24 protein-coding genes are annotated in these 21253 nt (G+C 64.3%); 16 read left to right on the top strand and 8 right to left on the bottom strand.

The window, feature by feature from the left end; genetic code table 11:
• Positions 1-231 precede the first annotated feature (231 nt).
• From D5687_RS06810 to D5687_RS06795, 4 genes are all read left to right on the top strand, one after another.
• Positions 232-1197 carry a sensor domain-containing diguanylate cyclase gene (locus tag D5687_RS06810; RefSeq protein WP_125199024.1) on the top strand — a complete coding sequence of 322 codons (966 nt, stop codon included), beginning with the start codon at positions 232-234 and terminating at the stop codon, positions 1195-1197.
• Positions 1197-1811, top strand: a complete 615-nt coding sequence (locus tag D5687_RS06805; protein WP_125199023.1) for an arylesterase — start codon at positions 1197-1199, stop codon at positions 1809-1811. Before D5687_RS06810 ends, D5687_RS06805 begins: the two co-directional genes overlap by 1 nt.
• 97 nt (positions 1812-1908) lie before the next feature.
• A complete protein-coding gene (locus tag D5687_RS06800) occupies positions 1909-2052 on the top strand; it encodes a DUF3096 domain-containing protein (RefSeq protein ID WP_125199022.1) in 144 nt (47 codons plus the stop codon).
• A 48-nt stretch (positions 2053-2100) separates the two neighbouring features.
• Entirely contained in the window at positions 2101-2358 is a 258-nt protein-coding gene (locus tag D5687_RS06795; protein ID WP_125199021.1) for an SHOCT domain-containing protein, read from the top strand.
• Between the two features lie 100 nt (positions 2359-2458).
• Here D5687_RS06795 and D5687_RS06790 read toward each other — a convergent pair whose 3' ends face one another.
• Positions 2459-3073, bottom strand: coding sequence for a Spy/CpxP family protein refolding chaperone (locus tag D5687_RS06790; protein WP_158611795.1), 615 nt, complete (start codon positions 3071-3073; stop codon positions 2459-2461).
• Between the two features lie 460 nt (positions 3074-3533).
• Here D5687_RS06790 and D5687_RS06785 point away from each other — a divergent pair, with 460 nt between their 5' ends.
• From D5687_RS06785 to D5687_RS06775, 3 genes are read left to right on the top strand one after another with little or no spacing between them, the layout of a single operon-like run.
• Complete coding sequence (locus D5687_RS06785) at positions 3534-4184, top strand: phosphoribosyltransferase (protein ID WP_125199019.1); 651 nt, start codon at positions 3534-3536, stop codon at positions 4182-4184.
• The gene (locus tag D5687_RS06780; protein ID WP_125199018.1) at positions 4174-4821 is read left to right on the top strand and encodes a dienelactone hydrolase family protein; all 648 of its coding nucleotides are present in this window, start codon (positions 4174-4176) and stop codon (positions 4819-4821) included. The genes D5687_RS06785 and D5687_RS06780 overlap by 11 nt, the downstream gene beginning before the upstream one ends.
• 7 nt (positions 4822-4828) lie before the next feature.
• Complete coding sequence (locus D5687_RS06775) at positions 4829-6637, top strand: adenosylcobalamin-dependent ribonucleoside-diphosphate reductase (RefSeq protein ID WP_125199017.1); 1809 nt, start codon at positions 4829-4831, stop codon at positions 6635-6637.
• On the opposite strand, the gene D5687_RS06770 is transcribed toward D5687_RS06775, so the two are convergent.
• On the bottom strand, positions 6634-7761 hold the full coding sequence (locus D5687_RS06770; protein WP_240031447.1) for a CapA family protein: 1128 nt from the start codon (positions 7759-7761) through the stop codon (positions 6634-6636). The genes D5687_RS06775 and D5687_RS06770 overlap by 4 nt on opposite strands.
• A gap of 1 nt (position 7762) precedes the next feature.
• On the opposite strand from D5687_RS06770, the gene D5687_RS06765 reads away from it, so the two are divergent.
• A complete protein-coding gene (locus D5687_RS06765) occupies positions 7763-8725 on the top strand; it encodes a nuclease-related domain-containing protein (protein ID WP_240031446.1) in 963 nt (320 codons plus the stop codon).
• Between the two features lie 12 nt (positions 8726-8737).
• Here the strand turns inward: D5687_RS06765 and wrbA are convergent, their stop codons facing one another.
• On the bottom strand, positions 8738-9337 hold the full coding sequence (gene wrbA / locus D5687_RS06760) for an NAD(P)H:quinone oxidoreductase (RefSeq protein WP_125199016.1): 600 nt from the start codon (positions 9335-9337) through the stop codon (positions 8738-8740).
• Positions 9338-9555: 218 nt separating this feature from the next.
• Between wrbA and D5687_RS06755 the strand changes: the two genes are divergently transcribed.
• Together D5687_RS06755 and D5687_RS06750 are read left to right on the top strand one after the other, a co-directional pair.
• Positions 9556-10935: a diguanylate cyclase gene (locus D5687_RS06755; protein ID WP_125199015.1), complete on the top strand. Its 1380-nt coding sequence runs from the start codon at positions 9556-9558 to the stop codon at positions 10933-10935.
• A 151-nt stretch (positions 10936-11086) separates the two neighbouring features.
• A complete protein-coding gene (locus D5687_RS06750; protein ID WP_240031445.1) occupies positions 11087-11812 on the top strand; it encodes a DUF72 domain-containing protein in 726 nt (241 codons plus the stop codon).
• A 32-nt stretch (positions 11813-11844) separates the two neighbouring features.
• On the opposite strand, the gene D5687_RS06745 is transcribed toward D5687_RS06750, so the two are convergent.
• On the bottom strand, positions 11845-12633 hold the full coding sequence (locus tag D5687_RS06745) for a class I SAM-dependent methyltransferase (RefSeq protein ID WP_125199014.1): 789 nt from the start codon (positions 12631-12633) through the stop codon (positions 11845-11847).
• 120 nt (positions 12634-12753) lie between these two features.
• Here D5687_RS06745 and D5687_RS06740 point away from each other — a divergent pair, with 120 nt between their 5' ends.
• Genes D5687_RS06740 through D5687_RS06730 form a run of 3 tightly spaced genes read left to right on the top strand, consistent with a single transcriptional unit; the run spans position 12754 to position 13860 of the window.
• Positions 12754-13134, top strand: coding sequence for a DUF2173 family protein (locus tag D5687_RS06740; RefSeq protein ID WP_125199013.1), 381 nt, complete (start codon positions 12754-12756; stop codon positions 13132-13134).
• Between the two features lie 38 nt (positions 13135-13172).
• Positions 13173-13511: a DUF2173 family protein gene (locus D5687_RS06735; RefSeq protein ID WP_125199012.1), complete on the top strand. Its 339-nt coding sequence runs from the start codon at positions 13173-13175 to the stop codon at positions 13509-13511.
• A 10-nt stretch (positions 13512-13521) separates the two neighbouring features.
• On the top strand, positions 13522-13860 hold the full coding sequence (locus tag D5687_RS06730; protein ID WP_125199011.1) for a DUF2173 family protein: 339 nt from the start codon (positions 13522-13524) through the stop codon (positions 13858-13860).
• Positions 13861-13958: 98 nt separating this feature from the next.
• Here the strand turns inward: D5687_RS06730 and D5687_RS06725 are convergent, their stop codons facing one another.
• Entirely contained in the window at positions 13959-14873 is a 915-nt protein-coding gene (locus D5687_RS06725) for a Tim44 domain-containing protein (protein WP_158611794.1), read from the bottom strand.
• A 299-nt stretch (positions 14874-15172) separates the two neighbouring features.
• Between D5687_RS06725 and D5687_RS06720 the strand changes: the two genes are divergently transcribed.
• Positions 15173-15616 (top strand): DsrE family protein, encoded by a 444-nt coding sequence (locus tag D5687_RS06720; RefSeq protein WP_125199009.1) that lies wholly within the window; start codon positions 15173-15175, stop codon positions 15614-15616.
• Positions 15617-15688: 72 nt separating this feature from the next.
• Here the strand turns inward: D5687_RS06720 and D5687_RS06715 are convergent, their stop codons facing one another.
• Together D5687_RS06715 and D5687_RS06710 are read right to left on the bottom strand one after the other, a co-directional pair.
• Entirely contained in the window at positions 15689-16519 is an 831-nt protein-coding gene (locus D5687_RS06715) for a universal stress protein (protein WP_125199008.1), read from the bottom strand.
• Positions 16516-18921, bottom strand: a complete 2406-nt coding sequence (locus D5687_RS06710; protein WP_125199007.1) for a Lon protease family protein — start codon at positions 18919-18921, stop codon at positions 16516-16518. Before D5687_RS06710 ends, D5687_RS06715 begins: the two co-directional genes overlap by 4 nt.
• 201 nt (positions 18922-19122) lie before the next feature.
• On the opposite strand from D5687_RS06710, the gene D5687_RS06705 reads away from it, so the two are divergent.
• Both D5687_RS06705 and D5687_RS06700 read left to right on the top strand, forming a co-directional pair.
• Entirely contained in the window at positions 19123-20484 is a 1362-nt protein-coding gene (locus tag D5687_RS06705; protein ID WP_125199006.1) for a sodium:alanine symporter family protein, read from the top strand.
• Positions 20481-20774 carry a hypothetical protein gene (locus D5687_RS06700; protein ID WP_125199005.1) on the top strand — a complete coding sequence of 98 codons (294 nt, stop codon included), beginning with the start codon at positions 20481-20483 and terminating at the stop codon, positions 20772-20774. Before D5687_RS06705 ends, D5687_RS06700 begins: the two co-directional genes overlap by 4 nt.
• Positions 20775-20996: 222 nt before the next feature.
• Here D5687_RS06700 and D5687_RS11375 read toward each other — a convergent pair.
• A partial coding sequence (locus tag D5687_RS11375) for a hypothetical protein (protein WP_204742158.1) occupies positions 20997-21253 on the bottom strand: 257 nt, incomplete at its 5' end.

Genomic DNA, 21253 nt, shown 5'->3' with positions numbered 1-21253 from the left:
ATACCGCCCGGCATCCCGATGTCGTGACGTGCCCACTGGCACGTCGACGACGTTACGCCAGGTCACAAGTGACGCGCCGGGGCAGGGCGGCATCGGTTTCGTGCCGGGCGTGCCACGCCCCACAAAGCCGCATGCGCGGGCTCGCGCGAGGTGTATGCTTGACCACTACACTCGGGATTCGACACGGTCGGTGAGCCATCGACCCCGTCCCAGAGGTGAGGGTCTCGAACGATGACCGACAAATCCGCTGATGTCCTGCCTTACGAGGATTTCGACACTGCCTGTCGGGCCGTGCTGGCCCACTTGAGCGAACGCACCGGCCTGGGGCTTTGGATGATGACCCGCACCGAGGGCGAGGACTGGATCGTGCTCCAGGCCGAAGGGAATCAATACGCGGTGACGGACGGCGACGTCATGCGCTGGGCGGATTCGTTCTGCTCGCTGATGGTGGTGGGAAAGGGTCCGCAGTCGGCGCCACGCGCCGCCGAGGTGTCGAGCTATCGAGACGCCCCGATCGGTCGTCAGGTCCCGATCGGGGCGTACGTGGGGGTGCCGGTGATGCGGGCGAACGGCGAGTTGTTCGGCACCCTGTGCGCGATCGACCCCGACCCGCAGCCGGAGGCACTAAATGCCGAATTGCCCCTTTTTCACCTGTTCGCCCGGTTGCTGGGCAGCATCCTCGAGGCCGAGTTGCACGGTGTGGAGTTGGCGCGAACGCTCCAGGCCGTGCGGGAGGAGGCAAGCCTCGATCCGCTCACCGGGCTGCTCAACCGTCGCGGCTGGAACGAACGGGTGGAGATCGAGGAGCGTCGTGCAAGGCGTTATGGCAGCCCGGCAACGGTAGTCATCATCGACCTGGATCGCCTCAAGGAGGTCAACGACAGGCAGGGCCACGAAGTCGGTGACGATCTGCTGGTGCGCGCCGGGCAAGCGCTGCGTGCGGCCATGCGCGACACCGATGCCGTGGCGCGGATCGGCGGGGATGAGTTCGCCGTGCTTTGCATGGAAAGTGGCGCCGACGCCGGTTGGCGCATCGAGAACAAGATCCGCGGGGCACTGGCCGAGGCCGGCATCGAGGCGTCGGTGGGCTGGTCGGCGCGCAATCCGCGCCAGGATATCGAGTCGGCCGTGATCGAGGCGGACCGGGCGATGCTCGACGAGAAACATGCCGCGCGGAAGGAGGCGGCAAGCGATTGATGAACGGATTCGGACGATCACGCCGCTGGCTTTTGGCCATTGTCGTGCTGGCGCTGGTTGGCTGCGGCGAGCCGGCGCTCGAGCCGTTGCCGCGTGATGCAACCATCCTGGCGTTTGGCGATAGCCTGACCGAGGGGGTGGGCGCACCGGACGGCGCGGCCTATCCCGAGCAGCTCGCCCGGCTTACGGGTTGGACAGTGGTCAACGCCGGTGTGGCCGGTGAGACCACGGCCGATGGCGTGACGCGTCTGCCGGAGGCACTCGAGACCCATGCGCCCGACCTGTTGATCCTGCTAATGGGCGGCAATGACGTGCTGCGCAACCAGGATCTGGCCGAGGCCAAGCGCAACCTCGCCCGGATGATCAACCAGGCCCAGGCCAAGGGTGTTGCCGTGGTGCTCGTCGGCGTGCCGGAGAAGTCCCTGTTCTCGCAGTCCGCTCCCCTTTACGACTCGCTGGCGGAGGAACACGGGGTGGTGCTCGTGGATGATCTGGTTGCCAGCCTGCTGCGTCGTCCGGGATACAAGGCCGATGCGGTGCACCTGAATGCCGAGGGCTATCGAGCCATGGCCGAGCGCCTTGCCGAGGTTCTTCGTGACGAGGGCGCCCTGTAATGTGTCGACCAGGCCGGTGGACAACACCTGCCGGGCGCGGCACGATCGATGTCGTGGTTTACGGTTGTCACACTGACGACAAGGCAAGGAGAAAGGTATGACCTTCCATATCGAGTTTGTTCCCCTGATCTCGCTGGTCGCGGGCATCGCGATCCTGATCGTTCCCAAACTGCTCAACTACATCGTCGCGATCTACCTGATCACGATCGGGGTGCTGGGGTTGCTGGGTTACGGTTTCTGATAATCGCCCAAGTGGCGGGACCATTCCTGAACTCCACGGAGGCAAGGCATGTACGACTGGGGTTATGGCTGGATGCCGCATGGCGGCATGTACGGCGCAGGCTGGGTGCTGATGGTGCTTTTCTGGGTGCTGCTGATCATCGGCATTGTCGCGTTGATCAAGTGGCTGCTTTCCTCCGGCCAGCAGCGGCCATCCGAGCCGCGTGACGGTCGGCGCACGGCACTGGACATACTCAAGGAACGATATGCGCGCGGCGAGATCGACCACGAGGAGTTCGAGGAGCGCCGACGACGGTTGAACGATTGATGGCATGACACGGCATCCCGTGCCAGTCGCTAGCGACAAAGAGAAAGGCCGCCCCATCGTGGGCGGCCTTCTTGGTTTCGTGTCGGATCAGGGGCGACGGTCAGTCCTGATCCAGGGCCTCGCGCATGCGCTTTTGCATCTCGATGCGTTCCTCGGCCATTTCCTGCTGGAGCTCGCTGATCTCCCGTGATTTTTCCTTGATCGCGTCGTAGTCGGGCTCATCGGCAAGCTGCATGCGTTGGAGTTCGCGTTGGCGATCCTGCATTTGCTGCATGCGCTCCCAGTTTTCCTTCTGCTCTTCCCGCTGGAGCTCGCGGACCCGTTCGGCCTGCTTTTCGGAAAGGGGTTGGCCGGCCCAGCCCGATCCGGAGCCGTTCATCATCGGCCCGTAGCCGCCACCAGGGCCCATCATGCCCTGACCCATCATCCCGGGGCCGTAACCCGGCTGCATCATGCCTGGGCCGTAGCCACCGCCATAACCCGGACCCATCATGCCGGGGCCATAGCCGGTACCGGGGGCACACGGTGCGCCACCCTGCATCCCGTAAGCGGGGCCATATCCGGGTCCGTAGGGGCCGGAGCCGTCCATCATTCCCGGGCCATACATGCCGCGTCGCTGCTTGTCGTCATCGGCCAGTACCGCTGGGGCAGCGGTCAGCATGGTCGCGGCAAGACCGCAGGCGGTCAGTTCTCGTAACAATCGTTTCCTGATCATGGCGCTTCTCCTCCTTGTTCGGGTTGAAGGCCTGGGCCGCGGTAAACCCGCGGGCCAACTCATTACTCGGAATAGCGTTGGTATCCGGGATGCAGCGACACGCGACTTTCTCAGACGGCCCGATCGGGGAACGCCGAGCGGGCATCTGCAATGACGCGCTCGGTTGGTTCCCCGTATTGCTGATCACCCACTGACGTGGATGTCCCGGAACGCGGCTGGCCACAATGGCTCCCCTAATCGATAAGACCTCGACTAACGACGTTGGGGTAAGTGTGGCGCGACTAACTAACCGGCGTTCCACCATAAAACATAGCACAGCCAATCACCCTGTTATCGTTCGCAACCTACTGTTTGGCCGATAAAAATCCCCATTAAAAAACAGCGTTCTTCTGCTGAATGGCTATAGTCATGTCAGACCCGGTGAGTGGGTCCTCCACGCAGGATGTCTTGGGAGGGTGTCATGCGATTCGCCGATCGACGTGAGGCCGGCCGCCAGTTGGCCGAGGCCCTGGAACGCTTCCGGGGCCAGCCCGGTGTGGTCTACGCGCTCCCCCGGGGCGGGGTATCCCTCGGCCTGGAAGTGGCGCGCTATCTGGATATGCCGTTGGACGTGTTGATTCCGCGCAAGATCGGTCACCCGATGCAACCGGAATACGCCATCTGCGCTGTGCCCGAGCAGGGCGCGCGGGTCTGCAACCCGCGCGAGGAGGCTGCCATCGATCCGAACTGGCTCGCGGACGCCGAATCGCGCGAGCGGGTGGAGGCCTCCCGGCGCCGGGCGCTTTACGGGCGGGCGGATGCGCCGTCGGTCACCGGCAAACTTGCCATCATCGTGGATGACGGGATTGCCACCGGGCTGACGATGCGAGCGGCCATTCGCGATGCCGACGCGCGCGAGCCGGCCCGGGTGGTGGTCGCCATCCCGGTGGTCCCGGCCTCGACGGCCGCGCAACTGGAACGGGAGGCCGACGAGTTGGTGGCGCTGGACATCACCGATCAGTACCTGGGGGCGGTCGGCGCCTACTACGACAGTTTCCCGCAGGTGACTGACCACGAGGTCATCGCCATGCTGCAGGAGGCCACCGGCCGGGAGGTGGGCAATGAACGCTGATACGGAACAGAACGTCGAGATGCGGCTCGGCGGGGCGATTCATGAGGGCATACTCGGGTTGCCGGCCAAGCCTCGAGGGTTGGTGTTGTTCGCCCATGGCAGCGGCAGTAGCCGACACAGCTCGCGCAATCAGTTCGTCGCACGCCAGCTGCGCGAGGTGGGACTGGCCACGCTGCTGTTCGATCTGCTGAGCGAGTCAGAGGATGAGGTCTACGAGAATCGCTTCGACATCGATCGGCTGGCCGACCGGCTTGCGCAGGCATCCGCGTGGGTGGCCGAACAACCCGAGCTGGCCGAGCTGCCGCAGGGGTATTTTGGTGCCAGCACCGGGGCGGCCGCCGCGTTGAAGGCCGCCGCGCAGCTGCCCGACTCGATTCGGGCGGTGGTCTCGCGGGGCGGTCGACCGGATCTGGCAGGCGAGGCACTGCCTCGCGTGGTCGCTCCGACCCTGCTGATTGTCGGTGGGGCGGATACCCAGGTGATCGAACTCAACCAGATGGCCCGCGATCGCATGCAGGCGACCACCGAACTAGCCATTGTGCCGGGGGCCACGCACCTGTTCGAGGAGCCGGGCACCTTGTTCCAGGCCGCGCGGCTGGCGGCCGAGTGGTTCACACGCTGGCTGATCCCGGCCTAGGTAACCCATGACGGCGCAGGTCTTCGACACCGACATCGCTCGGCACATCTGGGCGACCCGTTATCGCTATGCCGACGAGCCGGGCATCGAGGCCACGTGGCAACGCGTGGCACGGGCGCTGGCGACGGTCGAAGCCGAGCCCGCGGTCTGGGAGCGGCGGTTTGCCGATCTGCTGGCTGATTTTCGATTCCTGCCGGGCGGCCGCATCCTCGCCGGGGCCGGCACCAATCGCCAGGTGACGCTATTCAACTGCTTTGTCATGGGCCCGATCGAGGACTCCATGGACGGGATCTTCGAGGCGCTCAAGGAAGGCGCGATCACCATGCAGCAGGGCGGCGGCGTCGGCTACGACTTCTCCACCCTGCGCCCGGCCGGCACGGCGGCGCGGCACGCCGGCACGATCGCCTCGGGACCGGTCTCGTTCATGCGTATCTGGGACAGCATGTGCGCCACCATTCTCTCCACCGGCGCCCGGCGCGGGGCGATGATGGCCACCCTGCGGGTCGATCACCCGGATATCGAATCGTTTGTCGATGCCAAGCATCGTTCCGGGGAACTGACGCATTTCAACTGCTCGGTGCTGGTCAGCGATGCCTTCATGGCCGCGGTACACGCCGATGCGGATTGGCCGCTGGTCTTCCCGGCCGCCGCGCTGGAGGGTACGAGCGGGGAGGGCACGGGCGAAACGGTTCGGCGCGATTGGCCCGGGTTCGACGAGCCGGTCGTCTGCCGGGTGCTCCGCCGGGTGCGCGCCCGCGAGCTCTGGGAGCACATCATGCGGGCGACCTACGATCACGCCGAGCCGGGTGTGCTGTTCATCGACCGGATCAACCAGTGGAACAATCTGGGCGATCGTGAAGGTATCTCGGCCACCAATCCCTGCGGCGAGATCCCGCTGCCGCCCTACGGGGCTTGTGATCTCGGCTCGATCAACCTGACGCGCTTCGTGAGCGATGCGTTCACGTCGCGGGCGACGCTGGACTACGACGGGCTGGAGGCGACCGCTCGCCTGGCGGTGCGTTTTCTCGACAACGTGATCGATGCCTCGTCGTTCCCGTTGCCCGCGCAGGCCGAGCAGGCACGCGGCAGCCGGCGGATCGGCCTGGGTGTCACGGGACTGGCCGATGCGCTGATCATGCTGGGGCTGCATTACGACAGTCCCGAGGCGCGGGAACAGGCCGGCACGATCATGCAATCGATCACGCACGCGGCCTATCGCGCCTCGATTGAGCTGGCGCGGGAGAAGCGGCCGTTTGCGTACTTCGAGGTCGCTCGTTTTCTCGATCGGCCGTTTGTCCGCAGGCTGCCGGGCGACATCCGCGCCGGGATTGCCCGCGATGGCATCCGCAACAGCCACCTGACGGCGATCGCTCCCACCGGCACCATCAGCCTGCTGGCGGGAAACGTGTCATCCGGTGTCGAGCCGATCTTTCGCCGTGAGGTGTGCCGCTCGGTGCTCACCGGCGACGGCACGCGCGAGTCGTTTCGCCTCGAGGACCGCGCCTGGCAGCAATGGCGTGCCGGGCATCCGCACGGCCAGGCGCCGGACACGTTCGTTGAGGCCGAGGCCCTGCTGCCCGAGGCGCATCTGGCGATGCAGGCCGCGTTGCAGCCGTATGTCGACAGCGCGATCTCCAAGACCATCAATGTTCCGGAATCGATGCCGTTCACCGATTTCGAGGCCATCTACCAGCGAGCCTTCGAACTGGGGCTTAAAGGTTGCACCACCTACCGTCCCAACCCGATCACCGGCGCGATCCTGCAGGACGTCGACACGGCCACGCCGTGCTGCGGGATTGATCGCGAGTCGGACTAGTCGCTCCAGCGGCAGGAGAGGGTGTTGCCGGTATCGGTGACCCGCGCACCAAAGCGTTGCGCCTGCCGGTCGATCACGCCCAGCAGCCAGTCCCGCTCCGGTGGTGAGCAGGCCTGCAACTGCAACTGGCGGATCACGAACGGATCGAGTTCGAGGCGCTGCAGGCGCCCCCGGCACAGGGTCGGCCGATAGAGCAGGGCCAGATCGGATCGATACGGGGTGGTCTCGCCGATGCCCTCGTAGTCATTGATCAGATCGCCGCAGCCGTAAAGGATCAGGCGATCGTGGTGTACTTCGAACGCACGCGGGTGGTGCGAGGAGTGGCCGTGGACCAGGTCGACGTTCGCCTCGTCGACCAATGCATGGGCAAACCGCCGGTGCGTCTTGGGGATCTGGTAGCCCCAGTTGCTGCCCCAGTGGATCGAAAACACCACCGTGTCACCCGGTTGGCGATGGGAGTCGATGAGCTCGCCCAGCCGGTCGACGGCTGTCTCGTCGAGGTCGGGCAGGTAGTGAACGCCGGCACTCGACTCGTTGGCCGCCCAGTCGGCCGGGATGCCGCTGTCGCCGTGCCCGGCGGCGAATACCAGCAGCCGGTTACCTCCCGCCCCGGGCAGGATGGCCGGGCGCTCGGCTTCGTGCCGGTCCCGACCGGCGCCGACGAACGGGATGCCGGCGGCCTCGAGGGTCTCGATGGTTTCGATCAGCCCCGTACGTCCCCAGTCGAGCACGTGGTTGTTGCCCAGCACCAGGCAGTCAGGCGCGATGGCCGTCAGGCAGCCGATATTGGCCGGTTGCATGCGGTAGTGGATGCCCTTGCCCGGCCATGGCGTGTCGCTGGTGGTGATCGCGGTCTCGAGGTTGAGGATGCGCCGTCGGGACGGGTCGGCAAGCGTGCCGAGTGCCGCCCCCCAGACATAATCGGCATCGGCATCTCGCGCCACGGGGCCATTGGCCCGCTCGGCCAGCCGGACATACTCGCGCGCGTCCCGGACGTAGTCCTCGTAGAGCACGGGGTCGGAGGGCGAAGCCATGATCTGGTCGATACCGCGCCCGAGCATCACGTCCCCGCCGAACAGTAGCGGCAATTCAGCGGATAGCTTCGTCGGTGCGAGATGCGACACGGTGTCTCCTGATCAACGTCGTGGCGTTGCCGGTCATGTCATTAAAGGCCAGATCGACCCGAAGGTCGATCGTTGCCGTGAGGGGAGCTCACTGGCCACGTGGTGGTATCGCCGGCAGGCCTTTTTGATTGCGATATGCTGCAATGGCGGATTCCCAGCCGTTTCCCGATCTTTCGTTTTTTCAGAGGTGGTAAAGGAACCCATGAGATCACCTATCAAGGACAAGCCTCTGCACAATCCGGGTCAGTCGTTGGAACGACAAATCCAGGACGTGCTGTGGGATGAGGCACTTGTATATTTCGCAGCCGCTTTATTTCTCGTTCTTTTCGCAGCTCATGAATGGTGGCGTGAGTTGCGCGACATACCCCCAGCCCCTGGGGTAGCCACGGCGATTGCGGTCCTAGGCGTTGGTGTTGCTGTTTGGAAGATTCGGCGGGCTCTTAAGAAGGCAGGTCGGATGAGGCAGGGACTAGATGGTGAGCGGGCCGTCGGCCAGTTCCTTGAGTCGCTACGCGAGTCCGGCGCTCGCGTGTTCCATGACATTCCGGGGCCGAATTTCAACCTCGATCACGTGGTCATCCATCTTAGTGGCATCTATGTGATCGAAACCAAGACCTGGTCCAAGCCGGATCGGGGCGAGGCACGGCTGCTGTTCGACGGCTCGACCATCAAAAAGAAAGGCGCACCCGCAACGGATGCGCCCATCATTCAGGTAAGAGCCGCGAAACATTGGTTGACCGGTGTGCTTGAAGAGTCGACCGGGCGACGGTTCCCCATTCGTCCGGTCGTGGTCTTTCCCGGTTGGTATATCGAGCCGACCGCTGAGGCGAAGCGGAGTGATGTCTGGGTGTTGAACCCCAAGGCCCTGCCGGCGTTCATCGGCAACAGTGCCGGTCAATTGTCGCCGGAAGAAGTGAAGCTTTGCGCGTTCCACCTCAGCCGTTTCGTTCGCACGTCTGCCTGATCGGCCGGGGAGCTAGCCTGCCAGTTTCTTAGTAATCTCTGCGACATGCCGGCCCTGATAGCGGGCAATGGTCAGCTCCATCTCGCTGGGCTGACGGCTGCCGTCGCCGGCTGCCAGCGTACCGGCGCCGTAGGGGCCGCCACCGCGCGGCTCGGAGATGTCGAACATCTCGGGGATGCCGTAGGGCGTGCCGACGATCACCATCCCCAGATGGGCCAGCGTGTTCCAGGTGGAGGTGATGGTGGTCTCGTTGCCCGCGCCAGTGCCGGTCGAGGTGAACACACTGCCGACCTTGCCGATCAGCTTTCCTTCCGCCCAAAGACTGCCGGTCTGGTCGAGGAAGTTGCGCATCTGCGCGGCCATGTTGCCGAAGCGCGTCGGCGTGCCGATGATCACGGCATCGTAGTCACCCAGCTCTTTCGGACTGGCAATCGGGGCGAACTGGTCGAGCTTGGCCCCGGCCTTCTTTGCCGTCTCCTCGTCCATGAGTTCCGGCACGCGCTTGATGGTGACGTCGGTGCCGTCGATCTCGGCGGCGCCGTTGGCCACCGCCTGCGTCATGGTCTCGATGTGGCCGTACATGGAGTAGTAGAGAACGAGAACCTTGCTCATGCGATTACCTCGGTGTGGTGGATTATGCGTGTCGAATGACGGATTGCGCTGTCGGTTGATGCTTCGATTCGGATGCCGGCAAGGGTAGACCACCCCGTGAATCGGTGGGGCGGGGCTGATCGTTTGGCGGTGTAATTCCCGTACAGACCAGAGGGTTATTAATCCATCATGGCATGCTAATGTTCCGCGCCGAATCGAATATAACGAGGGAAACAGGGATGAGTTTCTACCGATCGAAGCACGTATTTCGAGCGTTGGCCTGGGGCATGGTTTTCCTGGGGGTCCTCACCGGAGCCATCTTCCCGCTCGTGGCCATGGAGCTGGGGGTGTCGGCCGATCTGGCCCTGTCACCGAGCTTCATCGTCACCACCTTGGCCGCGGGCCTGATCGTGGGTGGGCTGAACTTCGCGCTGGCCAGTCGCATCGTCCGTCCGCGCCTGCGCCGGCTGACCAGCCGTATGCGGCAGGTGCGCTCGGCAATGGACCAGGCCACCTATTCCGGGGACTGGTCGGAATGCGATCCGGCAGTCTGCCAGCTCAAGGAGCAGGCCGAGGATGAGCTCGGTGACGTGGCCGACAGTTACAACGCCCTGTTGCAGGCGCTTCACGCGGCCCATCGCGTCGAGGAACGCATCCAGAACTTCAACAACACCCTCTCGAGCCAGCTCGACCTGCACGATCTCAGCGAGCAGGCCTTGTCGTTGTTGATCGAGCATTCCGAGGCCGATGGCGGCGCCATCATCCTGGAAAAGCAGGGCGAGTGGACCATCCCTGCCTCCACCGGGCTGATCGAGCCCGAGGCGATCCTCAAGAGCCCGGCCTTGCAGGCGGCTCACGAGCAGGCCGTGATTCGACGCTACGATCTGCCGGCCGAGGTCAAGGTCGATGCGGTGCTCTCGCACTTCACCCCCAGCGACGTGCTGCTCTTGCCGATCAAGCACCATGGCCTGCTGCTCGGCTGGGTGGTGCTGGCAGCAGCCTCTCCCTTCAGCGACAAGACCACACGCCTGTTGCCGCTGATGATCCAGGGATTGGGTCTCGCGCTGAACAACGCGTTGCTACACGACGACCTGCAACGGGTCGCGGCGCTGGATCCGTTGACCGGCCTGTACAACCGCCGCTTCGGCATGAAGCGACTCGAGGAGGAACTGGCCCGTATCCAGCGCAATCAGACGCCGATGTCGTTGATCATTGTCGACCTGGATCATTTCAAGCGTCTCAACGACACCTACGGGCACCTGGCCGGCGACAAGGTGCTGGTCCGGGCCGCAAGTGTGATTCGCGACATGCTGCGCAAGGGCGATGTGGTGATGCGCTATGGTGGCGAGGAGTTCATTGCCATCCTGCCCGGTTCGGATATCGAGGACAGTCAGGAAGTGGCCGAGAGGATCCGCTTTGCGCTGGCACACAGCCAGGTCGATATTGCCGGACATACGCTGTCGGTTACGGCCAGCATTGGGGTTGCGTGCACCGCCGACGATCGCGTGACCAGCGCCGAGCCGCTCATGAAGCTGGCCGATTCTCGCCTGTATGCCGCCAAGTCGGGAGGACGTGATCGGGTGATTGCCGAGGGGGCCGGCCAGGCACTCGCGAGCTGATTGCCTCCGCGACGAACTGAACCACGCCTCATTCCCGGTTCCGGGGATGGGGCGTTTTTCTTGGCCGGATCGTCTGTTCAAAGCACGGTTTCATTTGAGCCAATGAACCGATCGTCTAACCTCGGTTGTCTTGATCTCGAGGAGGCCAGGCGTGGCGCTTTATATCGGCACCTCCGGTTGGAATTACCCCCATTGGCGAGAGGCGTTTTACCCGTCCGGAATGCCACCGGCCGACTGGTTGTCGTTCTATGCCCGGCACTTCTCCAGCGTCGAGATCAACGCCACCTTCTACCGCTTGCCCAGCCCCGAAACGCTGGGTGCCTGGCGGGATGCCGTTCCCCCTGATTTTCGCTTCGCGGTGAAGGCCAGCCGCTACATCACCCATCTGAAGAAGCTCAAGGATGCGCAATCCATCATCGCCACGTTCTTCGAGCGCATCGATCGGCTTGGCGACCGGCTGGGACCAATCCTGTTCCAGTTGCCGCCACGCTGGCACGTCAACGTCGAGCGGTTGTCCGCCTTCCTCGACGCACTGCCCGGTGGGTATCGCTACGCCTTCGAGTTTCGCGATCCCAGTTGGTGGAATGCGTCGGTGACCGACCTGTTGGCCACGCACGGGGCCGCGTTTTGCCTGTTCGATCTCGACGGGGAGACCAGCCCGTTCATCGAGACCGCGGATTTCGTCTACTTGCGCTGGCACGGGACAGATGGACCGTATCGGGGTGGGTACAGCGACGCGCAGTTGCGGTCGTTGGCTCAGCGTTTCCAGGGGGCGCTGGACGACGGTCGGGATGTCTATGCCTATTTCGACAACGATGCCGAGGCGCAGGCACCGCGGGATGCGGCCCGACTGCGGGCAATCCTGTCCACGCGTTGAGCTCGGAGTGTTGGCGATATACCGCGGATCCCCTAAAAACAGTTGGCTCGCCCGACGCGTAGCATGAGCGGCCACTCCACGTGTCTTGTGCGTTCAGAGTCGCCCCAGAGACGGACGAGCCGATCGGTCAGGTCGGGGACGGGATCGACACCGGTCATTTGGATATGACGTGCCGTGGCCGACCAGCTCCGCAGGTAGCCGATCACGTCCGTCAGTGTCCATTCCGCGGTCATCGAGAATGCCCTGGCCGGGATGCGTTGAAACGGGAAGGGTAGGTCACGGTAGCCGTTTTCGACGTGGCGACGTTCAGCCGGCCAGTATGGACCGACGATGTTCTTGTAGAACGCGGTGACCTCGGCGTCGATCGGTGTGACGCCGGTTTTCATCAGCCCGTAGCACCACTGCGCCATGAGGCCACCAGGGCGAAGCACGCGGCTGGCTTCGCGATTAAAGGCATCGATGTCAAACCAGTGCAATGCCTGGGCGACCACCACCAGGTCGACGCTTGCCGGTTCAAGCCCCGAGTTCTCCGCGCGAGCCTGACGGAAGGTTACCCCGGCGAGCGGTGAGGCCTGTGCCAGTTGGGCGGCACTGAGATCTGTGGCGATCACCTGCTCGATGTGCGGGGCAAGCGACCGCGCGACCTGCCCATTGCCGGTTCCACAATCCCAGGCCAGGCCGCGACCCGGCGAGTTGCCCACCAGCCACTCGATCAATGCCTCCGGGTAGGTGGGGCGGTGACGGGCGTACTCGGTGGCGACGGTCTCGAAATGGCCAGGCGGCGGCGATTTTGGCGCTACGTGTGGCGGCGATTCACCCAAAAGCAAGCTCTCCGTATAAACCAGAACCCATTGAAATTAATAGATTGAATCTGCAAAGCGCGCCCTTTTGCCTTCAACGGTCTATAAGGTTGGTACGGAGTCCAGAAGAGGGGCGACATAATGAGTCTGGTAAGTGATCTGATGGACCAACCCGGGGTCGTGGCGGCGGGCGACTTCGCCTACCGGGGGGATCAGTACTATCACCACAAGGGCGGTTTGTCTGCAGCCGACACCCGATTGATCTCGTCGCTGTGTCGGTCAAACGCCGCGGCGGTACGGATGGAGGGTGACATGCTGGCGATGTTCTCCCGCGTGTGCCAGCCGAGTGCGGGTGGTTGCGGTTTCGAACCGGTCAAGGGCTGGGTGATGCATGGCAAGTCGCGCAGTGTCTGTGTGATCTCCAACGTCTACTGCGTGGTCGACAACGAGCGGGGATCCTTGGGGAATGTGCTCGGCATGATGCGAGAACGTCTAGCCGACGCACCCGATTTCCTGAACTGACGCCCGCGGGCGATCCGTCCCAAAAAGGAGGAATGACCATGTCCGATCTCAAGACACTCAGTTCGATGCCCGGCACCGTGGCGGCGTTCCAGTTCGATGAGGAAGGTCGATTTGAGGACGCGGTGATCACTGACGATGTAGTGATCGACCGAGATACGCTCGATCTGCTCGGTCATCTTTGCGTGGCAAACATGGCCATTGGCGCCATGCAGGCCCGTGGCTGGGAAGGGATGAGCGACGTCAAGGGTTTCTACCCAGTACAAGGCTTCACCTTCGTCGGGCTTGATTGGTCGGCGGTTTCTCGCGGCCATCAGGGCGTGGTGTTGTCCAACGACAAGGCCGACTTCGACGCCGCCTATAAGGCCCTGGCGGGGTGAGGAGGATGTCATGCTCAAGCAACTGCTCGATCTAAAGGGCGTTCAGGCCGTCGCGCATTTTCGCGAGGAATCCGGCGAGCCGTGGCAGGTACACGGTGAGCTGTCGGACACCGATGCCCGACGGCTGACGCGTCTCGCGCTGGATTTCAAGCGCATGACCCAGGGTCATGCCGACCAGTTGGCCCTGTTCGTCAACCAGCCCGGCTGGACACCGGCCAACGGCTGGATTGTGCATGGCGATCGGCGCACGGTGTGCGGAATGTCGAGCATGGTGGCGGTGGTCGATAATGCCGAAGCCAATTTGACCGAGGTGATGAAGGCGCTGGCTCAGGAATCGTTCTTCACCTGACGGTCACGCGTCGAGCCACGCTATCTGGACAATGAAAAACCCCGCGAATCGATCGATCCGCGGGGTTCGTTTTTGCGGCGGGCAGGCTCCGGTCTCGATCAGCCGTTCTGGCGAATCCCGGCGATCAGCCAGTTGGCGTTCTCGTCGTCGAGATTGCGACTGACCAGCCAGGTCTCGTCGAGCGACTCGGCCGTTGCCTCGCGGCCTTCACGTACGTGGCCGGTAAAGCGCACAGCGGCGACGAGGTCACGGCCTTCCTCGCCCAACTCTTCCAGTGATACGTCGAGATCGAGTACGTCGGTGACGTTCTCGGCATCGCCCAGGGCAGCGCGTTCGCGCACCAGCTCACGGAACAGCTCCGGGGTGACGAACTCGCGGATCTCGTCCATGCGATTGGCGTCCCAGGCCAGTTGCAGGTTGGTGAAATGGGTACGTGCCGCGCCAAGGAAGCGGGTCTCGTCAAACCAGCTGGGAGGCTGGTAGCCGGACGTGCCGCCAAAGCCGAACTCGTCCATCAGCGAGCCGGGGCGCACCCCCGGTTTGCCGTGGTTCGAGCCGCCGAGCGTCTCGTTCGATGCCCGGGCCTGATGGGGCGGTTGGTCGACCATGCGCTCCGGTCGGGACGCGCCCGCATACGCCGGCCGGGCACCCATGGCACCGCCGCGCAGGTGACGAATCAGGAGAAACGCCCCGGCGGCCAGCAGCAGGATCACGAGGAAGTCCATCGGCTGGAATCCCTCGAAGGCACCGCCCATGAACATCCACGCCAGCAGGCCGCCGGCGGCCAACCCGGCGAACATGCCGCCCAGACCGGCGCCCGGGCTACGGGTGGCTTTCTGGTCGGTGGTGACCTGCCGTTGGTTGGTGGTCTGCGAGCTCTTCTGGCCCTGGAAGCCGAAGCTCTTGCCACCACCGAAGCGCTTGGCCTCGGCGGGCGTACTCAGCATCACGGCCAGCAGCGCGCTGATGGCGAGCAAGACGAGGGATCGGGCGAAAGGTTGACGGGACGTCATGGGGTCTCCTGCGGTCGGGATCGTTCCGAATAATTCGCGTGTGAAGCACGGCGAATAGACGGCCCGGAATCCTAGCATGCCCCCGGACCCCCGTGAGGGTTATAGAGCGCGTTCGGCTCGGTCGGTAGTTGGTCACCGGCGTGCGGATCACCGGTCCGTGGATCTTGGCGAGGCAATGCACGGGGTAGGCAACCCTCTTCCTGCGCCTGTCATCCATATCGGGCGGCGGTCTGAAAGTCCGTTGATGTGTTGCCTACACTTTCCATGTCAGATCAGCCAACCTCGAGAGGAGAGAATCCATGTCGACGCTCAAGCGCCTTTTCACCACACTTTTCCTCGCGCTTGCCCTGGTCGGATCAGGCAATGTCGTTGCCGCTCCGGACAAGGGCAATACATTGCTCTACAACCTGACGACCGACGAAGTCTGGCCGGCAGGGATGGCCGCGGCGCAGGCTTACAACGCCGCCAAGCGGGGACATGACGTGATCGTGTATCTCAACGTGCGCGGCGTTTACCTCGCTGCCAAGGATCGCAAGCAGGATACCTTGGGGGCAACGGGCCGAACCGCGCAGGAGACCCTCCAGATGGCAATCGAGAACGGAGCCCGGGTGCTTGTCTGTCCGATGTGCATGAAGCAGGGCGGGCTCTCTGCCGATGACCTGATCGACGGTGTCGAACTCGGCAAACCTGACACTCTGTTCGAGCTGCTCTCGCAGGAGGGCGTGGTGGCGTTGAGCTACTAACGGTATTGATGTTGGACGCGATCGGGCGGTCGATCCTTGTTGGGTCACCGCCTTTTTTGCCTGTCAGGCAGGTTATACGGGCGGGGGAACGCGGATGATGGGTATATCGATTTCGGCGATGAGATCGGCCATCGGCATGCCGAGGGCGAGGGCGCCCGGGTCGTCTATCACCAGGGCGCCGGCCGGTTGAGTCTTCAGTGCGCCGCGCAGGGCCTCGATGCCTTGGCCCATAAGTCGCTCGATCGTCACTTCGGGCTCACTCTGTTGCTGCCATGAGATCAGGGCCGGCAGCGCGGCCGGCTCGAAGTCGGGCAAAACAAGCAGTCGAACAATCCGGTCGGTAGCGAGGGCGAGTAGGCACGCGGTCTCGATTACCGGGCTGCAGTCTCCCGAAGCGTGGATCAGCGCAACGATGGCCGTCGAGGTGGGGAACGCGTCCTCCTGCCAAAGCAAGAGTCGACTACGGGTGGTTTCCACGATTTGCCGCGCGGTGGAACCCAGTCGGCCACCACGTGAGGCCGACCACCCGGTTTTGCCCAACACGACCCACTCGGCACCGAGCACGGCCCGCCGGATGCTCTCGGTCACCGGCCCGCTCACCACGTCCAATCGCCATCCCAGCCGATCTTGCCGGTCGAGCGAGGCCATAAGCATCTCAATCTGGCGGCGTTGTTGTGCCAGGCGGGTGAGCAGGATTTCGCGATCGAATGGTCGGGATTCACCCGACAGGGCACTGATCTCCCGGGTGAACGGATGATCCGCCGAGGCGAGCAGGTCCTGATCTTCGACGAATAGTGCAATCAGCTGGCAATGGTGATGCCGTGCCAGCAGGGCGGCACTGGCCAACGCCGCCCGGCTGGTCGGCGAGGCATCGATCAGCAGCAGGACGTGCGGTTCGGTCATCCCGGTCCGGTCCCTTCCCGGTCCGGTTCTTCGCGATGACGGGCGCGATCGTGTCGGGTCGCCCGCTCGAAGCGAGCCAACCGCTCGACCACCCGGCGGTTGAGGCTGTCGGCGGGGAACACCCCGTGGGCGTCGGCCTGCCCCGGTTCGAGACCGGTGAGCAGGGCCAGCGCCTGTTCGACGTGGCTGATCGCGTGTATCTGGAAACGCCCGGCGGCGACTGCGCTGCGCACCTCCTGGGCAAGCATCAGGTGTGGCAGATTGCTGGCCGGGATGAGCACCCCGTGCGAGCCATCCAGTCCCCGCTCGCGGCAGATGCGGAAAAAGCCCTCGATCTTCTGGTTGACCCCGCCGATCGCCTGCACTTCGCCCAGCTGGTTGATCGAGCCGGTCACTGCCAGCGACTGACGGATGGGTGCCTTGGCGATCGCCGAGACCAGGGCGGCCACCTCGGCCACCGAGGCGGAGTCGCCATCGATCGAGCCGTACACCTGTTCGAAGGCCAGGCTGGCCGACAGGGACAGCTCCCCTTCGGGCGCGTAGTGGCTGGCGAGATACCGCGACAGGATCATCACCGCCTTGGCGTGGATATTCCCGCCGAGCTTGGCCTCGCGTTCGATGTCGACCACCTGGCCGCGCCCCGGGCGGGCGGTGGCCGTGATGCGCGTGGGCAGCCCGAAGCGGAAACCGCCCAGCTCGCTGACGGCCAGGCCGTTGATCGCACCGATTCGCTCACCTTGGGTCGGCACGTTCAATGTCTCGCGCAGGATGGCCTCGACGGCGCGTTCGCGCAGGCGCTCGGCGCGGTGCTCCTGGCGTCGGATGGCCGCCTCGACGTGGTGGGCGCTGATGTGTTCGGCATGGCTCGATGCCGCGAGGTGGTTCGCCTCGGCGAGCAAGTCGGCCAGTGGGCGGGTGCCGGCGGCCAATTTCTCGCGATCGTCGGCCAGGCGACTGGCGTGCTCGATACTGCGGGCGACCGCCCCGCGATCGAGTGGTCGCAGGCCGTCACGTCGGGCAATGGCAGCCAGCGTACGTGCGTAGTCGAGCTCGTTTTCCGCCTGCCGGGGCAGCGTGTCCTCGAAGTCTGCCTGCACCTTGAACAGCTTGGCAAAGTCGGGATCGTATTCGGCCAGCAGGTAGTAGAGCAGGCGATCGCCGATCAGCACGACCTTGACGTCCAGCGGGATCGGGTCGGGCTCGAGCGTGATCGTGGTGAACACCGCGTAGAGCTGTTCCAGCGATTCAATGCGCACCTGCTTGCCGTAGATCGCCCGCTTGAGGGTTTCCCAGGCGAAGGGCTGCATCAGTATCTGCCGGGCGTGCAGGATCAGGTAACCGCCGTTGGCACGATGCAGGGCGCCGGCGCGAATCAGGCGGAAGTCGGTCAGCAGGGCGCCTTCCCGGAAGTAGTGCTCGATCCGCCCGATCAGCCGCGCGTGGGTGGGCAGGTCCTCGTAGATCACCGGCGCGCCGTGGAGCTCGGCGTTGTCGACGATCAGGTTGATCTGGTACTGGTTGAGGATCTCTTCGGGGACGGTGCTGCTGTCGTCCTCGAGGTCGTTGACGTGCGAGATGATGTCATCGCGAATGGCGTGGAGGAACCGGGTCACGTCGAGCAGGTGCGCCCAGCGCTCCTCGAGGTTCTGGAGCTGCTGGCCCACAGCCACGCGCAGCATCTCCTCGTTGAGTGCCTGCAGCCGTTCGCCTGCCTCCTTCTGCCACTTCGGCACCTGGTGCAGGGTCTCCTTGAGCTTTTCCTCGAGTTCGTCGATGGCCGCCTGCCAGGCCTTCTGTTCTTCCTCGGGCAACTTGCCGAAGGCGTCCGGGTCGAGGATTTTCCCGTCACGGTACGGGCCCAGGGTGAACCCGTTCGGCGTGCTAACCATCGCCACGTGCTGGCTTTCGGCCTCCTTGCTGATGGCGGCAATCGCCTCGTGCTGGCGACGCTTGTAAGTTTCGCGCAGTTCCTGGATGCGGTTGTGGTACTCGTCGCTCTCGAACACCGCCGGAATGGCGGTGCGAAATTCGTCGATCAAATTGCTGAGATCCGACTGCAGATCGCGCCCGGCCCGGGCAGGCAGTTTCAGCAACCGGGGCTTGTCGGGATCGTCGAAGTTGAAGACGTAGGCCCAGCTGGGCGGTGGCGCATCGCGCCGGGCGCGACGGTCGAGGAAATCGCGCACCACGGCGTACTTGCCGCTGCCCGTCGCACCGAGGGCGTAGAGGTTGAAGCCGCCGTCGCCGATCGCGGTGCCGAACGACAGGGCCTCGAGTGCCCGTTCCTGGCCGGGCGGGGCGGCCGGCGGATCGAGTTCGGCGGTCGTCTCGAACGGCAATGAACTCGCCGGGCAGGGGCGGTAGAGTTGGTCGGCTTCCAGCCGGGTAGGCGCGTCGGCCATGAGTGCCTCTCGAATCCGTGGGGACAAGACATGCCTGTTTGGATCGAGACTAGCACGCGCCGCGGCTACAAAAAGCCCCAATCGGGCGTCATATGCGGGCTGGGCTGGTATTCCGGCACGAAAAGCGGGTAGGGTTTGACGCTAAAGCCCCGCCGCTACGAATCCGGCGGCACGAACCACAGACAGGAGTGAGCACACACGATGGACGCAGTGACCGAGTTTCTTGGCAGCATCAGTGGATTCGTCTGGGGGCCGGTGATGCTGGCCCTGTTGCTCGGCACGGGGGTGTATCTCACCGCCGGGTTGCGCGGCATGCCGATTCGCCGGATCGGCTACGGGTTTCGCCAATTGTTTCTTGGTCGGCACGCCGGCAAGGACGACCGCGGTGACATTACGCCCTTCCAGGCACTGGCCACGGCGCTGTCGGCGACCATCGGCACGGGCAACATTGCCGGGGTGGCCACCGCCATTGCCCTGGGCGGTCCCGGCGCGATCTTCTGGATGTGGCTGACCGCGCTGGTCGGTATGGCGACCAAGTATTCCGAGGCGGTACTGGCGGTGCGCTATCGTGAGGTCGATGAACGCGGTCGCTACGTCGGCGGGCCGATGTACTACATCAAGAACGGCATGGGCGCGAAGTGGAAATGGCTAGGTGCGGCCTTCGCGCTGTTCGCCATGATCGCCGCCTTCGGCATTGGCAACACCGTGCAGGCCAACTCCGTGGCCGACGTGCTCGAGTCCAACCTCGCCATCCCCGACTGGGCCACCGGGCTGGTGCTGGCCGCGCTGGTGTTCGTGGTGATCATCGGTGGTATCCGTCGCATCGCGCACCTGGCCGAATACCTGGTGCCGTCGATGGCGATTCTCTACGTCGGCTTCGCGCTGGTGATCATCCTGCTGAACATCACCGACGTGCCGGCGGCCCTGGGGCAAATCGTCAGTGACGCCTTTACCGGCACGGCGGCCACCGGCGGGTTTGCCGGGGCGGCGGTCTGGGCGGCGATCCGCTTCGGCGTCGCCCGCGGCATCTTCTCCAACGAGGCGGGCCTGGGCTCCGCGCCGATCGCGCACGCCGCGGCCCAGACCAACGACCCGGTCCGCCAGGGCACCATCGCGATGCTCGGCACCTTCATCGACACCATCATCATCTGCACCATGACCGCGTTGGTGATCGTGCTTTCCGGTGTCTGGGAGACCGGCGAGAGTGGCGCGGCACTGACCTCGGCGGCCTTCGCCGCGAACCTGGGCGGCGGCAACTGGGTGGTCACCGCCGGCCTGGTGCTGTTTGCCTTCACCACCATCGTGGCCTGGAGCTACTACGGCGAGCGCAGCGCCGAGTACCTGTTCGGCGTCAAGGTGATCAAGCCGTACCGCTACGTCTGGGTCGGGGCCCTGTTCCTCGGCGCGATCGCCAACCTGGAGCTGATCTGGCTGGTCGCCGACATCCTCAATGCCCTGATGGCGATTCCGAACCTGATCGCCCTGATTGCCTTGTCGGGCACCGTGTTCGCCATCACGCGGGAATACTTTGCCCGCACGGAAAACCGGGAGACGAAACCATGAATCGAGTCGTAACGAGCCGTGCGGCCCTGAAAGGGGCCGTCCTGGTGGGAGTGGTGTTTCTTGCAGGCTGCGCCGTGACGGGGCCGGGCGGCGACCATCGCACGGTTGTCATTCACCCGGGAGGTGACACGTCGCTCGATGCGGTAAGCATACCGGCTGGACACCTGCCGCCGCCGGGAGAATGCCGTATCTGGTACCCGGATCGCAGCCCGGGCGACCAGCCGCCGCCGGGCAATTGCCGCGATCTGCAATACCACGTGCCGCCCGGCGCCGTGCTGGTGCGTGGCTGATTCGGGATTCGTGCAACGTGCTCGACGAGCGATCACGTGAGTCGGCCGCCGGGCCCGGACGGGACGGCGCCGATTGACCAGTCCCGTGGCGGCCGTGGGCATCGTGCAAGGCCGAAGCGTCAGCTTGTCGCAATCCTGCAACAGTCGATTAACAACCTAATCGACTTTTTACCTCATCCGGAGTATCAAAGTGGGCATGCAGGCGAACGATCCATGATTGGATCAGCCGTCGTGGCCGTCTGAGCAGAAGGAGGTCTGCCGCATGTCCAACCATCTTTCCCGATCGATAGCCATTGCCCTCGGTGTCGCGTCCGTCGGCCCCTTGGCCGTCCACGCCCAGGACACCGCGCCGTTGCCGGCGGGACCCGATGCACCGGCGGCGGAAAACGAATCGACTGAAACACCGCCCAGCGGCTTGGCCGCGTGAAGTGACCCCTGAAAGTTGGACACCCATCCAACTGACAGGGGTTTTCTTATGG

Origin of the sequence: Guyparkeria sp. SCN-R1 (assembly GCF_003932495.1) — a bacterium.
Lineage (GTDB): Bacteria > Pseudomonadota > Gammaproteobacteria > Halothiobacillales > Halothiobacillaceae > Guyparkeria.
This window is presented reverse-complemented; position numbering and strand designations above follow the sequence as displayed.